Here is a 16,596-nt window from a genome sequence, read left to right as displayed (position 1 = left end):
TCTCCGAAGTTGTTAACATAAAATTAATATTTAATAGTATCATTTTACTGCTTTTTGCTGGTGTTTATCAAATAGGGAATAGATCTAAATTTATACTTTTTTAATTTTTTATATTAATTATTTGATTTTTAATAAGAATTTAGTTTGTAGGAAAATTCTGATTTTTCGATGGGAAAATAATAAAAAACGCAAAGCAATCCTTTTGGATTACCTTGCGTTTTTATGCTAGGTTAAAAGTTAATTGGGTTTAGATTTGTTAGCAAACCAGCCTGATTTTTGATTGCGGCTTAATTTGCCTAATATTTTTATCGCCTTTTCTAAGGTAATTCTCTGATCAGCTATATCTTTATAAATTTGATTTGCTCTTTTCTTACGTTTAACAGCTGCTCCTGCATCAAGAAATGACTCAACCACTTGATTTAAATATTGAATAGGCAATGCTTGCTGTTTCTCAATGTTATCTTCGGAACTATATGCCTCAAGTTTTTCAAGTAGATTAGTGATTTCTGCTTGGCAGAACTCATTCTGCGCCAAGTGCATTTTTTTCAATGTGCTCAAATGTTTTTTTAATGTGGCCACTTCTAACCTATTAAAGGAAACAATCATGTTGAGGTTTGTTAGTGCTGTTCTGAACTCCTTAGCTGTACATTGTTGGTCAAATAGATGTTCAAGAGTATGGTTTATTCGCTGCCACTGCTGCCAAGCGTAAACATAGTTCAAGCCAGCGCCTTTAATGTTTTGCATACCAACAATAACTTGATGGTTATTTACTAAACCTAATTGGGCAATTGACCGCGTTAGTTCATCAGCAGATAAACTACTGTTTTCATGTAACACAACGTTAGATTTTATTGTTTTTACAATAACCTCTTTTAGCTTTTCGCTATTGTTAACGATATCTTGCTTAAGCAACTCTAATGTTTGACGTTGTTGATAAACAAATAGATTTTGTAAAATAGCCGATGCTTCGGCCTCATTTGAGTTACCGGTAGCATCTTTCAAAAGAGCGTTAATATTAGATTTCTTAAGCGAGTCGCCGTTTAATTTTATGAGCTTATTAGCAAGAGTTAGATCGTATGCGTCGCTCAACCGAGCAATTAATTGTTCTTCAGTTAAAAAGTTGAACTGAGATAAAAGTTTATTAAATTCTTCTAGATCATTATTTGCAATAATTTTATCTAATCGCTCAATGAGTGCGTTAATAAAGTAGCTATAAAACCCATCAACGTTTGTACCAATTACAACTATTTTATCGAAACGCAAATCGTGACTTAAAATATCTGCAAACACTTTTGAGCGAGCCACACGGTCATTTCGGTTATTGATTAAAGCAATAACCTGTTTTTTGGGGTTGTCATTTAAATCATAGATCCCTAACCGTTGCCAATTCTCTAACGTTGCTAAACGTTCATTTGCTGACATGCTATTAATAAATGATTGTTCTACTTTACCCACTTTAGCTTTTTCAAAATGTTGTAAAACACCAATATCGGGAATGATTCTGGCCGATGTTTCTTTGTAAACATAGTCTTTACTTAAGCCAATATGCTGTGCCATTTTACAAACTAGCGCAATATTAGCTGGATGTTCTTGGTACGGGTATAAAGAACGTATATCGTCTGTAATTTGCAAGCCATCGGCCCAATGCACCTGGATCAAACTTGAGTTCTTCTGCTTGGCATTGACGTCTAAAATAGGAGCCATATTTTGTTCGCTGGTAAATACTAAGCTATTCTCGCCAATAAAGTGACTGGTTTCGTTTGCAACATCGATACCTGTTGGACCGAGTATATCTTCATGGTCTGGGTAGGCATTTGTTATGGTTGAGAAATTGTCTTTCATCCAGTTGCGAAGAATACGCACATAACGTGGTGTGAGCCCCATACATTCCCACAAAAATACGTCTGCTTTTACATTCTTAGCAAAGTGCAAAACATCTCCTTGCTCCCAAATACTGGCTTTATCGAATGGACGAAATAAGGGGATTTCAAACTGCTCACCACTTGCCCTTGCATAAATCATCGTAGCTTCACAGCCCGTTGTTTTACTTACTACTTTTAGACATAAGCTGCTAAAAAGGGCCGCTTTAAGGCGTTCTGTTCCGGATTTCCCACGTGTTCCCCAGCCGCCAATAGATACAGGAATAAGTGCTCTGTCAGATTGAATCTGACGGCTGATTTTTATATGTCTCGCCCAAAAGTAAGCGATAAAGCTAATGACAAAAAATATTAGCTGACCAATGCTGTTTTGGTAAATTGAATACGCATACTCTTTAAAGCTTGACCCAATGTTAAAAATAAAGGGTGTAATTGCGAGCTTTTTATAAAGGTTAGCAATACCTGATTCGACAGGGAACGCTACATCAAACAACATTCCATATGGTTGGAAGTCTAGCGTAAAGCCCTTACTGCGAATGTTTTCTAGGTAGTGTTGTTGTTCTACTTCAGTACCATTTCGTAACTCATTCAATTTTTCGTAGTTCAATGAAATCCAACAGTATGCATATAAACGCTTAAATAAACTTGTTGGTGGTGAAATTATCAAAATGCCATCAGGGGTATAGGATTTAGCTGGCGCTTTTAAATTATCTTGAGACAAGGTACTTAATAAGAAATCAAGTAATGGCAAGTGTGGTCGTGAGCTAAATTGATGCTCATCAAAACGAGGCTCACCGGGTACTTCTGTCTGGCTTATCTCTGCAACAGTACAACTTGGTACATGCATAAATGCACTAGGCTTTCTGGCCTGTAAATGGTTATAGCTTTGTCTTTTTCCGGTACTAGGGTTCTTAAATTCATGCCATAAGCGCCAGATTCTAAAGCCACGCTTATAACCCAATTGCACCTGCCATGACTTTTTCTTCAGGTTAACATTGAACGCTTCATAATGCTGAGCTTGTTTACTTAGTAGTCGGCCAAGCAAATCTTCATCTACTTCTTTACAGTCAATGGATGTGTCTGAACTTAAGCTCACCTCTAATTGTGCAACTTGTTGCTGATGCATAAAACTGACTAACTGCTCTCGAACACGGCTAATAATACGTTTTACTGCAAGGTTAGATTTTTCTTCAAGTTGTCGGTTTAATACATTTATAAACGCTTTAAATATATCTTGAGTGTAGTCTTGATTATCATTATCAACTTGAAGGTTAAACATGATCCTCGGAGTGAGTTCAAGTAATAGACGTTGTTCTGCAAAGTTATCAGTTTCCTCAAGGAGTTGTTGCCATAACTTAAAGCCTAATTGCTGTTCACTAAAGCGCGGGTCTGATAACTGTTTAATTAATGTTAGTCTTACAGCTGGGCTGTTTTCAAGTTGCATCCGCTCATTGAGTAAATCTGTTACACATGACCAAGGCAAAACGGAACATTGCTCTATAACACTTTGACGAACACGAGGGTAAGCATGTTTAGCAAGTAAAAAAATTAGTTTACGGTTTGCCTCATTTAAGGAAAACTGTTTGCTGATGATTTTGGCAAATGAAGTAATTAAAAATAACTGCTGGCGATCTACTTTGCCGTTTTTATCAACGTCCAGATCAATATGAGAGCGCATAAAGTAGCGAGTAAAAGTGGGTCTAAGATTAATTAGTATTTCTAAAATATCGACTTTTGCTGCGTGTGGTGTTGTTGGCTTCTCTAATGATTGTAGTAAGTTTTCAACTAAATCTGCATTAAACTCAGGATCTTCGACATATTCATTAAGCAAATTTACCTGATTAGCTAACGCTCTAAATAATGAGTTTCGTGTTGCTTCATTGTCAGTTTTTTCTAGTAGGTTTAAAAAGAAGCCTTCTAAATCGAGCCTTAACCATGACTGAGCCATGTCATTTTGGTGATTACGTAAATAACGGTTTGTTAAATCACCGAGCTTTCCTATCAAAAACTTTAATGATTGCTCAAGTTCAGAGGTTTTATCTTGGTAACGATTAATCATTGCCCCTTCATCAAACCAACGCTGAAAAGCATCTTGATCCTTTTGCAGTTGCAACTCACTTGCCCCTAATGTTTTTGCATAATCAAGGATATGAAATTGCCTCTCGGCTTTTAATTCCGCATGACTCAAACGCTCAACAAAGCGACGATGATCACCATCAAGTTTGGTTAATTGGTTTCGCAGCTTATCAATTTTGTGAGTTAAAAAAGCAATAGCTTGAAGTAACAACCAATCATCTTCGTCATTATCATCTGGCTGGTTCTTTATGAGATCCCACTCACTTAATTCGTTAACGAGTTGCTTATACTTTTGGCGATAAAGGTCTAACCAAAAATTGGCTATATCGGCAAATAGTAGAGACTCAAGGCGCTCTTTTAAAACTTTACTGCTCATAGTCACTCAGCTCTAACAAATGGTTAAGTTGAAGTGTTGGAAAAATAATTTCATCGTGTGCATAGGGAGCAAAGCCCGTATGCAAGTTATTGCCAGATGAAAACTCAACACTAATATTGTGGTTATTCCAAACCCAATCTTGTTGCCAGCTTACTTTAAGCCAGCCTTGTGAGAAGCCCCCTAAGTCAATCTGCTTTTGCCATGCAAAGCGAGAGATATATTGCCATGTGGCAGTAGCACGATGTTCATCAGCGAAGCGGTAATAACTATCTAGCCCCACCTGGAAAATATGGCCTTCATAATATTGATTCCAACTAGAGTTAAAACGTAAATAATCCAAGCTGCTCCAATCATCATTAGAACCGGAAGAAACACCAAAATTAAGGTAGTTATCGACCCAGGGTTGATATCTATATTGGTAGAGCCCTAACCAACCAGATGAATGATTTTCTCTGTAAAAATTAAAAATACCTGAGTTAAGCTTATCATCAGCGAGGTAGTCAGCTAAATCAGCGCTGCTGTAGCGAACATAAGGAGTTATTTGCCATTGATGGCGATGCACTGAGTCTTGTCGCCATATTTGGCCAATACTAATGCTGGCATCAATCGCGTATTGACTATCAAATTGCTCTCGGCTCATTTGCCAGCGACTATTAATTTGGCTATCAATATACCAAGGCGTTGTTTCATCCTCCCAAGAGTAATATCCATTTAAATTAATAATATCAGTTTGCGTATCACTGAATGAGTAATATCCCTCTAACTGATACCATTGATTATCATCATTTATCCGAATTCTAGCGCCAATATCAGTTTCTTCGCGGGTGGGAATATCTTCAGCGCTTTGAAAAATTTGCTGTTGATCATAACGAGCAAAAACTTGCCAGTTGAGTTCATCTGCGTGTAGTTCTGTTTGCTCCTTAACGATTTCTACTTTTTCAGGCGCTTGATAGGTGATCAACTCTGGCAGGGCAGCTTTAGTCTGCGAGTAAGCAGAAATTTTATTGTTATGTTCGCTTAACTGCCAACTGTATAGGCGGACATATTCCAACTTTTCAGCTTTAACTTCGATTTTTCCTGCAGGATGAAAAAAGCGACGTTCTGTTCGTCTTTGTTCGTCGATTTCTTCCAACTTGATTAGCCTGTCGGCCGATAAAGTTGCTATTAGCGGTGTGTCCGGTATTACCGTGTAGAATAATAACTTGGTTGGTAGCTCTAAGTGCTGCCATTTTCCGGCTAGATATTGTTCTGCTTCTATTGTTAAGTATTGTGATAGGTAAGGGTTGAGCCATCTAATACTGATTATGTTGTTATCGAGCTCTTGCTTAGTAAAAGTAAATGGCACACTTTGTTGTTGTGAAACTGACCAGGTTTTCAGTTCATTAGCTAGGCGAAGGGAAACATTTGCGACATTGTCTCGTGCTAACTCTGCAGTAGAGAAGTGAAATTTAAAACGGATTTGTTGTCCAGCAGTTTGAGCTAGATCAATATGCAAAGTATGGAATGGTCGTAACTGTAACCCTTGCTCTGACGCAGACTGGGTGTTAAGCAAGGTAAAACGATCAGCAAAGCTACTTTGTGCAGGAGCTTGCATTTTAAATAGTCGAGTTCCAGCATAATCTAGCATGCTTTCAATAGGTTGCCACTGACCAAAACTTTCAATTCTATTCTGAATGAAGGTCGATCTAGCTGTTGCTGGTAAGGTCTCTAGACGTTGCAGTAGCTGAGTGTATTGATTGTCGTTTAAACGCCTTTTGCTTAATTGGTATAAGCCATTAATTAATAAGTCATACTGTGATGCGGTAGGTGAATAAACTAATGACATAAAGTCTATTGCAGTCAGGTTATTGGCAGCATCAGACTGGTAGTCAAATTGTGAAACTAAATCATTAGGGAGCAGGCTTACATCAAGATATGTCATATGATCAGCGCTCAAAGTCAGAGTTTCTCCGACTTGCAAGCTTATAATTAAGGTTGCCGATATAGATGCTAGTTGCTGATTATCTATAAACTGAATATTTGCTGGAATATCACTAAAAATTGGCATCAATTTATGCTGATATTGGCTATCGGCTTTTAGCCAAGCCGTTTGATATTCACCATTTTGTTTCGCAGCTACCCGAGCTTTGATCGCTAAATGAATAGGGTGCGTAGCAGTAAATTTCCACGGTTTCTTATCACTTAGCACGGTATTTTGTATTTTGCCTTGTCCATCAATAAGTCCAGCTTGCTCTGCTGTTACTAAGTGGTATAAAGGGTCATTTTGTTTAGTATTTGAAGCCAAACTTTGAAAATTTAGTGCTGCGAAACTTGGTTCTGCGATGTTTTGCTGATCAGACTGATGAGCTAGCCACGTCGCTAAACGATTTTTCTGCTGTTTAACAGCAAGCCTGATCAAGATTTTTCTACAATTGGAAATTGACGATAAATTACCAGCGCACAAGGCAAATAGTTTGTAGTCTTGATGCTGCTCTTGGTAAATTTTAATCAACTCTAAACTTGCAAAATGCTGCAATTGAGCCTGTTTTGCACTTTTGTATAAACCTTCTAGATAGCTATTTGCTAAATGGAATTGTTTTTGCTGCCTCAAAATATCAATTCTTGCTTGCCATGCTTTTTCCGCAACTTGATGGTTACTATGCTGGCTTAGCTTTTTCAAAAAGCGAAGGGCATCCAATGGCGCAGATTCTGCTAAATCATTAGCAGTCATTAGCAACTGCTCCCAATCTGTTATGTTTAATTGCTGCTGTGCGGGTGTATAAGGTTCAATTGAAGCTAAATAGTCCGCATGCTGCTTGTGCAAGTAGTTTTTAATAATCAGCTCTGTGGTAGGGCTCTTTGCACTTAACTTGTTCGGCTGCTGGTAGAGTACTTCATCCATGGGGATATCAGCTAGAGTTCTTGCGTATAGTGCAAAATCAATATGTTCCGTTGTGTTTTTAAGTGCTTGTATAGAAAGTGATTTTTCTTTTAAAGGCACAGAGAGTGTTAATGTTTGAAAGTGTTCTGTCGCTTTCAGGTTAACTAGCCAGCTTTGCTCACCTGCGGTGAATTTTAATTGTGTGTCATTGTTACTTTTTGCAATTAGGGTAAGCCAAGGCGTAGCTCGTTCTTTTACCGTTAAGTCAAACACTTGTGCAGATTGAGACAGAGCTGTTAAAAGTCTAGTCTGATGATTGATACGAGGGTAAAAATGGTGATCGACTAAACGCAGCTCAGCAAGCTCAGTGATGGTTTCACTTTTACTTTCTACAGGCAATTGGTTTCGATAGCTGCCAACAAGTTGTGAATCGATGCTCATCATCGAAAGCAAGTTATAGTATCGCTTTACGTTAAGCGGGTCATTTTCAGAAAAAACAGTGTTACTTAACGGCCCCAACGAGTGCTCTTGGTAAATTGATTTTAAATGATCATTGGCAGTATTTAGCCAATATGGCATTAGTTGCTTTTCTTGTTCTTTTGCGGCTGCACCATCATCATAAATTGCGCGGTGGCTTTGCTCTATTTTAACCAGTGAATTTGTTGCGCTTTTAATGGTTAGGTATTGGCCTGCGTCGATAGCCAAATAATCTGAGTTAACTAAACCAACATTCTTATCTGAATATTCAACAGCGAGACTATTAATCGTATTCACTTTTGCAGTTAAAACGTTATCAACATAGGCGTACACAACACCGTTTCGATCAGGAAGTTGCATATTCTGCCTAACAGATAGCTTTAATTTTTTTGCTGCAGGAAAAAACAGCGTAACTTCTTCATCTTTATGCAGTTGATAATAACGCTCATTGCCTTGCTGTGTGGTCAATAAAACAGATGGTTTTGCTAGCTTGAGTGCACGTCGAAAACTATCTCTTTTTGCTTGATAGTGACCGACAAGAGCCCTAAAGCTAGCGCTTTCGTCAAGGTGATTCTGAATGGCAATTATACGATTATGGCCTGTTGCCGGAAGCTGGCATCGTTTCGAATTACAAAGTAGATCCCGATGAACTTGTAAACGCTGCTGAATGTATTGTGTGTTTCCGGCGCTGATAATAAATTGATTTAATAAATCGGGATTTATCTCAAGCCAATGGCCTTCTGGTAGCCATAAATACTGATGCTGCTTGGCATCAAATTGCAACTCTTGAGTAGACGTTAAAGGGGCCAGTTTTGGCGTTGTTTGTAACCAAATAGGGGGCTCAAGAACCGCATGCTCAGGCTTAGCAGCATACACCATGTTGATGCTGAATAATGTAAAAGTGACTAAGGCTATTATGATATAAGGCATTGGCTAAACTGCTTTAAAAGTTGGCTATTAGTTATTAAACGCTCACGCATTTGACGGCTTAACTCGATATGAAAAAACTGGCTATTAACAGGCGCCATGTCGGTAAGTATATTTTTTGTCCCTCCGAGCTCAAAAACATCACGACCAAATAGCATAACATTAGAGCCTACTTGATTATTTAAACATTCAGATATTTTTACAGTTGCTTTTGACGGTATTTTAGAGCCATTGCTAACAATGATATCTGCATTACGCCCTTGTAAAGTTTTTCGCTTTTCCTTTGCAAACCCATGTACCTGATAAATAGAAAAAGACTCTACAGTCTTAGCATAGGCAAGAATAAATGCATTCGCACTACTAACTTTGTATTTGCCAAAATCGAGTTTATTATTACTTTGATCAAGGGTATTTCTATGTTTTGAATTTGTGAGTAACACCTGACATTCAGCAAACACTGCCTTGGCTATTTTTAGCGTGTGTTTATCAAAATAGCGATGAGGTGCATAAGCAATACAGTTATTACCAGTCTTCTTATAATGAATCTCGCCACCGGAGGTAATTGTTTTTTTTGCTTTAAAAACACCATCCTTGTAATTGAAGTGTGTTAGTTCAGTGTTCGGCTTTAATAGCCAAGCATGAAAATCTTCTGTTAAATCATGCAAGCTAGTTTCCTCGGCACTGCATGCCGCCATAAAAGTGCAAAAAACCAGTAACATAGCATTAATTTTCATTATTCCACCACCTTACTTTTTGCTCTTGAGCAGGGTATTCATCGAGAATAGACAGCCAGATTGTTTCTGATGACTCGATTGTTATTGAGTGTAAAGTATCTATATCACTTGACACTAAGTGCGTGACACTTGGATAGCTATTCAGTCGGCTATTCTTTGGGTGAATCAAAAAAGCATTAATTAGTTCAGATGGATAAAGCTGATATTTTTGCTTTTTAATACTGTATTCGCTTGTGAGTCCTGACTTGTATTTTGCTCTTTGTTTGACACTAAGTTCAACGGGAGCCTCATTATTTGATTTAGCAACTTTGAAAACAAGACTAATAGGGCGCTGATACTTATCAAATCTGAGTGTTAGAGGAGTCTTTTTATTTAGTTGGTACAGGCGTTGTTTAACCCAAGGCCGATTACCATACCAATTTTGATACATTGAGCGAGAACTGTCTTGGATTTGCTGTAGTTGTGAAACAGATAAATCCGCCATATTAGCTTCTTTAGCACTATTACCCTTTAAACGATAAATTAGGCTGTTATCTTCAGAGTTAATATACGGCGTATAATTATTCTTATTATAAATACCGTAGTTAAAAACCTGAGCGGGTTGTTTAGGTAAATAGTACTTATTGGGGCTTAGTGTCAGTGCTACATTTGAAATTGGTAGCTGATCAAATAGTTCCCTAGATTGATAGTATGTGACTTGTGGATCTAACTCTGCTGGTGGCGTGAAAGTCCGAATATTCGAAAAGTGCCCCATCAATGTAAGTTCATAATGATTATTGGCGCGCTGTTCATACCACGCAGCGATATCATGAAAGTTTGTAGGTGATTCTGTCACCAAGCCGTGAGTTAAGGTTCTTTGGTAGTTAAAATCAGCAAAGCGGGATTTCAGACGAACATAGACATCTTTATCTGCCTTGACTTCGACTCGCCTTGCATTCTTTGGCGAGCGCAAATAGTAAGTTACTAACATACCAACATCTTGACGTTGCGTGTTTTCGGCAATCAAACGATCAAACTCTGAAGCTTGTCCTTTCAATGTCACAGAATAGCTCTCGATTTGCTCGTTACTTTCATCAAACAAGGTGACATTTAGTTGGCTTGTCTCAAGAGCTCGAACTTCAATATTTAAATGGCTTTGCGATTCAATATCAAAACTGACAGAGGATTGGCTGTTAGCCAAGTAACTGCCTGAGTAACTAGTTAAGATTGCATTACCAGATAATGTTCGCCATTGCGTTAATAAATTATCTTCGCTGCAGATTGTGACTAAGCCCGGATTAAGTGGCTCAGTTTGATAACTATTAGCTTCGTCTATTGCACTAAAGTTTACAGGTAAAGGAGGGGAAAACTGTAGTTTGTCATACCAAATTAACGAAGGAAGCAGCCCTTGTTTGTCTGTTTTGAATATCAGGCTATCGGTTTCCTCTAAGCGAATACTCGCGCAAAGACCCGGTTTCGTGAAATAAGAGCCTAGATCATGTTGCTGTTCACTAAAGTCATATGTGACTACATTGTAGGGTAAACTTTCATACAATATGTCTGATTTAAAATCTATGTCAGGAATTCCCTGTGGTGCAATCTTTTGCCACCAGAATGCCATCGCATTTCTAATCTCTCCATCAGTTAAAGTATTTTCTCCCATAGTAAGGTAATCAGTTGCTCGTCTGCGTCTTTCTAAAGGACGCTTTAGCCAGCTGTTAAGCGGATCAATACTTTGCTCAGGAGTTTTAGCGTGGACCCTTACAACTACACCCTGTAGGTTAGTTTGTTCAGGGATAAGCGTTAGATCGAGACTCGCAGCATTAGGGTAATCTTTAATAGGTAAATAAAAAGATTGACCAGATGCGACGTTCAATGATTGTTTGTTTTCAATTATTTGTTTTACTTGTTGCTCTTGCGAGTTTGTAACCAATTTAGATGCATGATGGTAAACCTTGTCTAAAATGACATCTCCTTCTTGATCATATAGCACGTATTTAATTGCATAATTAACCGGTTGATCAAGTACGACTGACTGATCAAACACGGCATTAGATAAAATGCGTAGTGAGTGAGTACGTTGATTTGAAAACGTAAACTGTAGTGGCTTTTGACTACTAAGCCACTGTACATTTGAACGTGTTTCTTGACTAGTACGCGCATCAATGGGTTCAGCGGAGTCGATCCATACCATTATTTTTCGTGAGAAATAAAAAAGTGCCACTAAAGCAATTGTGATTGCTAAAATAGCAAGTAGGCGTTTAATTAAGTACATATGCGCCTCCAGCCATAATGCTATTAAATAAGCTCAGATCAATAAGCTGGTTATTGGTTGGATTGTAGATTGCCACAATATCGTTATTGTACTTAATCATAAGCGCGTACTTGTCTGCATTTTCAAGCTTAATGGTGTGTAAAGAGCAGTCTTTAATTTGCTCGCAGAAACCGCTTAATGATGTTAAACGCTGATGAGCTATATAGTTTTTAACGAGAGTTTGAATTCGTTGCTTTTCTTTAGTCGAGATTGCTTGCCAGTTTAGTGGCGACAAGGTAGCCAGATTTATAGTTTTTACCTTTGTATTGGTAGATATTGCCAATAATCGTTGCAATACGCTGTTTTGGTCGATTGAAAATTGTTCTTTAAAGTCTGATGCCAGCCATAATGTTGCCAGCTCACTATTGCTATTAAATTGTTGGTATCCTGATTGAGGTGAGCTGCCTATTTCAAGACCTCGCGTTGATTTTTGTCCTGATACTACTTGATATTCAACCCCTAAGTTATTCAGTTTTCCGTCGATTTGTTTCATTAGTGGCGAGGCCACATCGCTGATGCGCGTAGCTGAGAATGCAATTGCATTTGGGCGTACCCATGACGGCGCGCTATGGCTGCGGATTTGAATGTGTAAACTAGGCTGATTAGCTGTAAAGCGCAAATAGCTTTGATGAATAACATTAAATAAAGAGTCAATATTATCAGCCCCAAGTACATTAGCTTTAGGGTGCGCATAAGGGTGAGCCCCCGCAATTAATAAATTGGCAGTGTTTGCCTCGGAGAATAATTCAGCTGCAAAACTCAGCGTATTACTTTCAAATAAAGGCCTTGGTACACTGAGTGTGATAGCTTCATGAGCAGTCAATTTAAAAGCGTAAAGCCCTTGTCCTTGTGAGCGTGCTTCATTATTTTTAAGTGGGCTTAACAATAGATATCGACCACTGCTATTGTTGATTAGTTGCAATTGATAGTTAAGTAGTTCGGTTGTGCCATTGATTTGCTTTAACTGATTAAGCTTGTCTTCTGTCAGTGGGGCATTACCTATCTGTGTAATTAATTTATAGAGTGGCTTTAAAACTTCATACTCCCACAGCGCTATTTGGCTTTCTGATAGAGGTTGATACTCAAAACTACCTTTTTTACTAATTTGATAAGCAAACTCGTCAACAATAGTATTTATTTCTTCATTGATAACGCTAATTTGGGGGGTATTGTACTTATAGTTATCGCGATAAATGTTAGCCAAAATATTAGTATAGTTAGCACTATCTAAAAATAGTTCAAGCATAGAGCCCGAGTAATTCGCTGTTGGCAAACTGCTTTGTGTTGCTGCACCAAAATAAGTTGCCTCACTGCCTATAAATTGGTGAATGTCTCTTTGGCTAATTGAAGTTGGTAGTTGGCTATATATCCAATATTGGCTGTCGAATTTATTAGAAGGCTTTTCAACTAGTGCTGCCGTGAAGCGATTAGCTTCTCGAATTTGTAAGATTTCGTCACTTTGTAGTGCGTCAATGAAAGCTTGATAATAAAAGCTTTGTTGATCTTCCGTTGCAATCGTCTTTTGTGGCGTTTTAGCAGTGCCAAATAACATTGCTTTATTATTCATATGTTGAAAAATCAAGCTTGCAGAGTCACTCGCTAGACTTTCTGTAATTGGATAGGGAATAGTTATCAACAAAGGAGACTTTGGCGTTTTATTAAAAATAAATAGCCCTCTTTGCTGACTTTCGTAGGTATCTACCAAGTAAACATATTGCTCATCACTTTCAAGCGAAAAACCCAGCTCGCTAAATAAATAACCAAACTTTGCTATGGATTGCTTGTTCTCAAGTGCTTGATTTAACTGGTAAACAGCATGCTTGAAATCATTAATTGCTTGGTTAGCTTTATAACTACTGACTGTTACTTTATCTGTCCGAGTTGTGTATAAGTAGCTCTTATATTGGCTTACTTGTTGATTTAAGGTGATGACATGTGGATTGTCGATATCTGAATGTACATCCTGATTAGACAGCAAAGAGGGCACTAACATCACTAAGAAACCTACAGTAATAGCGAAAATGCCGCCAATTACCGAAGTTTGAAATGTTGCTCTGATTACTAATCCAAGCGCATTCTTTTGATATATTTTTAGTGCCAGTAGAGTTGCAAGCATGTAGCCAAATGCAAATGTGTCTGTCACTTTGAGCGTAGGAAAATACCAAACAACGACATAATTCAGTATTAACTTATAGACAAAGCCTATAGTGAAGAAGAACATTAATAGTCTGGCACCCTCAATGTTCGCATGTCTTAGCCGAGTAAAATGCACCAATGAGCTACCAATTATCAAAATAACGGCCGTTTCTATAAAAGAAGTTAAAAGCTTTGAAGGCTGAGTTAATTGCAGTGCAAGTAATGCCGGTAGCATTATTCCATTGAACTCCCAGCCGTACTTTATATTTGCTCTGGAAGCAATAAATGCAGTGATGACTAGTATGATATATGCTTTTGGTGCCGCGATGATTGAAGCGGCAACGGCTTCGTACATAATGCCCAAATTAGCAATACTAAAATTAGTAAAAGGCATTAAGACAAAACGAACTAGCAAGAAAGTGATAAGTAATTGAATGAAAGTTACTTTAAGCCCGTACTTAAACCCTCCGTTCCACATCACGTTCGCTGTTAGTGCGATAATAATAAGGCCTAAAGAATAAAGCTGAGATGCATAATCAAAAGTAATATCCCATTGGCTTAACTGAGCGGCAATTAAAGGCCAAAACAATGTGTCCATGCAGACACGCACAAGAATACTAAGCAAGATTATGGCGAAAAAGCGATCCCGCCCAAACATTTCTCCATAGCCAAACTTTTCCATCATATAATGAGCACTAAAGCGCATTAATGCATAAACAACGATTGCCTCGATAATAATAACCGCAGCTGAGGTTGGGCTAATAATCAGTAAAGGGACTAGGTAGCCTGGTACAACAAGCCCCGTCAGAGGGAAACCAAAACGCAAATTTAACAAGCAGACGACCGCAGTACCTACCCATACGGTAGTAATAACAGACTGGCCTAAGCCTGTGCCTGCAGGAAAAAGCGCGAGTACAAAGTCCATTAACTTTGGTCCTCTTTAGTGGCTTCTTGCTCGTCTATGACAGCATGGTTATCAATAAATTCAAATAAGATACCTGATACTTGAAATGGTTCGCCTGAGGCAGTTTGCGAACTGTCGGTGTTCAGTGCTTTAATACTTAGCGTATAGTTTCGGTTATTAAGTTTGGCAGGTAAACTTATCTCAGCTTTGTTTAACGTCACATAACGAAGTTTGCCTTTGGCAACCTCAGTATCCAGTTTGCAACAGCGGCATAATAGATCTAATGCAGTCATCTCAAAGACAGCAATTTGATGTTGTTTTGCAAATTGCTCTAATGCGGCATTCGTCTGAATAACTTGGCCAAATAAGTTAAACAAAATATTAGCAGAACGAGTGTGGCTGAATACCATTTCTAAAGTTGTCATTTTTTGCTCCATTTCATCAATAGAGCGCTTAACTCGCTGGCTCGTAGGCTCATGCAGTCTCAAGTTAAGTAGTTGGTTAATTAGAGTTTTATTTTTTCTCTCAGTGGCTTTAAAAATATGGTAATGGAATAGCAATTCAGCGACTTGAGCAGCAAATCTATTAACATTCTTTTCAAAGGCTTGTTGATTGAACTGCGTATTTGGGATCACTGAAAGTGCCCAGAAACCGCGTACATCACCGGCATAAACAAGCGGTACCATAAATTCAATTTCATTCGCACTAACATGTTTAAAAAAAGGTCGAGTTATTTGCACTATCCCCAATGACTTTAACGCATTACTGTAGGGCGTTCGTTGATAATCTCTGCGCATTTCTTGTATGTCATCTAAATTACAATTCATTGCACGAATTTCTACAACTCGGTGATCATCTTCTTTGCGAGCAAGGAAAATTGATTTCTCTAAGTCTAATTGTTGACTAATTAACTGAATAATAGGGTCCCAAGGCGAAGCTTGATCTATAAAGCTTTGTGGTATGAAGCGTCCCATCATCTTTTGTTGGATATTATTTACCACAACATTAAGCTCTGCATCCTCTGTTACTTTGCGGACAACTAGGATCCAGAGAAGGGTGATAAAGGTAAGTATAATGTACTGGCCTATTGGGATATAAATCTGCATTGATTCAACGAAAAAATAACCAATTGTGCACCAGACAAAAATACTCATGAAGGCAATGAAAAATGAGTAAAAGAGTGATAGTTTCTGAAAACTAAAAAGCAGAACCACCACTAAAATTAATTCAATAACAATAGAGTAGGTTGGTTTTAGCAGTGTTACTACAGTGTTCTTATCAATACTGTCAGCCATGTAAGCCGTGAGTAATAGTGGGTCATGTAAGCCGTTAAGTTTTGGCGCGTGTATTTGCACGTTAAATGAGGAAGCTTTTTGACCCACAATGATGACTTTATTTTCTAATTGTTCACTCATAACATCAAAGTTAAGCACTCTTTGAGCACTAAATTTTGGTAAAGCGGCCACGGCGAGCTTAAAGTCAATCAAGGCTATTTGATTATTTTCATAATCAAATATTTCTTGCCAAATACTTATGCAATTCAAACCCTCTTGAGAAGGAATTTGAATCTGATAGGTTGCCCAAGCAATTACATGAGGGACACAATAGCTTTTGTTTGAGTACGGATAGAATACATTGTCTATCGGTAAGGGCTGCAAAGGTTCATCGGCTAAGACAATAATCGCTTTTGGTTTATAATCATGAAGTTTACTTACCAGCTGCTGGTGATTATTGCTCAAATTATCACTGTTGACTAATACGATATTAGTTTGCTGTGTTTGACCTAATGGCTCAAGTGCTTGGTATAAAAAAGCATTACTTGCCTGAAATAGGTTCAGTAAATTGCTGAACATTACAATCGCAAATAAGCTAACTGTTAACCAAAACGCACGTTGGTGCCTCAATCGTAACAATTGTTGAAATACAGCCACTGCTC

Annotated in this window: 6 protein-coding genes; all 6 read right to left on the bottom strand. The window is 38.1% G+C overall.

Annotation, left to right across the window (positions count from 1 at the left end):
* Positions 1-237: 237 nt before the first annotated feature.
* From CWB80_RS06010 to CWB80_RS05985, 6 genes are read right to left on the bottom strand one after another with little or no spacing between them, the layout of a single operon-like run.
* On the bottom strand, positions 238-4,329 hold the full coding sequence (locus CWB80_RS06010; protein WP_138601471.1) for a poly-gamma-glutamate synthase PgsB: 4,092 nt from the start codon (positions 4,327-4,329) through the stop codon (positions 238-240).
* Positions 4,319-8,596, bottom strand: a complete 4,278-nt coding sequence (locus CWB80_RS06005; RefSeq protein ID WP_138601474.1) for a hypothetical protein — start codon at positions 8,594-8,596, stop codon at positions 4,319-4,321. Before CWB80_RS06005 ends, CWB80_RS06010 begins: the two co-directional genes overlap by 11 nt.
* Positions 8,581-9,327: a hypothetical protein gene (locus tag CWB80_RS06000; RefSeq protein ID WP_138601478.1), complete on the bottom strand. Its 747-nt coding sequence runs from the start codon at positions 9,325-9,327 to the stop codon at positions 8,581-8,583. Before CWB80_RS06000 ends, CWB80_RS06005 begins: the two co-directional genes overlap by 16 nt.
* Complete coding sequence (locus CWB80_RS05995) at positions 9,317-11,581, bottom strand: hypothetical protein (protein WP_138601483.1); 2,265 nt, start codon at positions 11,579-11,581, stop codon at positions 9,317-9,319. Before CWB80_RS05995 ends, CWB80_RS06000 begins: the two co-directional genes overlap by 11 nt.
* A complete protein-coding gene (locus tag CWB80_RS05990) occupies positions 11,568-14,681 on the bottom strand; it encodes a poly-gamma-glutamate biosynthesis protein PgsC/CapC (RefSeq protein WP_138601486.1) in 3,114 nt (1,037 codons plus the stop codon). Before CWB80_RS05990 ends, CWB80_RS05995 begins: the two co-directional genes overlap by 14 nt.
* A complete protein-coding gene (locus CWB80_RS05985) occupies positions 14,681-16,591 on the bottom strand; it encodes a hypothetical protein (RefSeq protein ID WP_138601489.1) in 1,911 nt (636 codons plus the stop codon). The genes CWB80_RS05990 and CWB80_RS05985 overlap by 1 nt, the downstream gene beginning before the upstream one ends.
* Positions 16,592-16,596: the final 5 nt, after the last annotated feature.

Source organism: Pseudoalteromonas sp. S1650 (genome assembly GCF_005887195.1).
GTDB classification, from domain to species: Bacteria; Pseudomonadota; Gammaproteobacteria; order Enterobacterales; family Alteromonadaceae; genus Pseudoalteromonas; species Pseudoalteromonas simplex.
This window is presented reverse-complemented; position numbering and strand designations above follow the sequence as displayed.

Excerpts from the sequence above, each read along its gene's own strand:
- CWB80_RS05990 (WP_138601486.1), bottom strand. The coding sequence starts at position 14,681 with ATGGACTTTGTACTCGCGCTTTTTCCTGCAGGCACAGGCTTAGGCCAG.
- CWB80_RS05995 (WP_138601483.1), bottom strand. The coding sequence starts at position 11,581 with ATGTACTTAATTAAACGCCTACTTGCTATTTTAGCAATCACAATTGCT.
- CWB80_RS06000 (WP_138601478.1), bottom strand. The coding sequence starts at position 9,327 with ATGAAAATTAATGCTATGTTACTGGTTTTTTGCACTTTTATGGCGGCA.
- CWB80_RS06010 (WP_138601471.1), bottom strand. The coding sequence starts at position 4,329 with ATGAGCAGTAAAGTTTTAAAAGAGCGCCTTGAGTCTCTACTATTTGCC.
- CWB80_RS06005 (WP_138601474.1), bottom strand. The coding sequence starts at position 8,596 with ATGCCTTATATCATAATAGCCTTAGTCACTTTTACATTATTCAGCATC.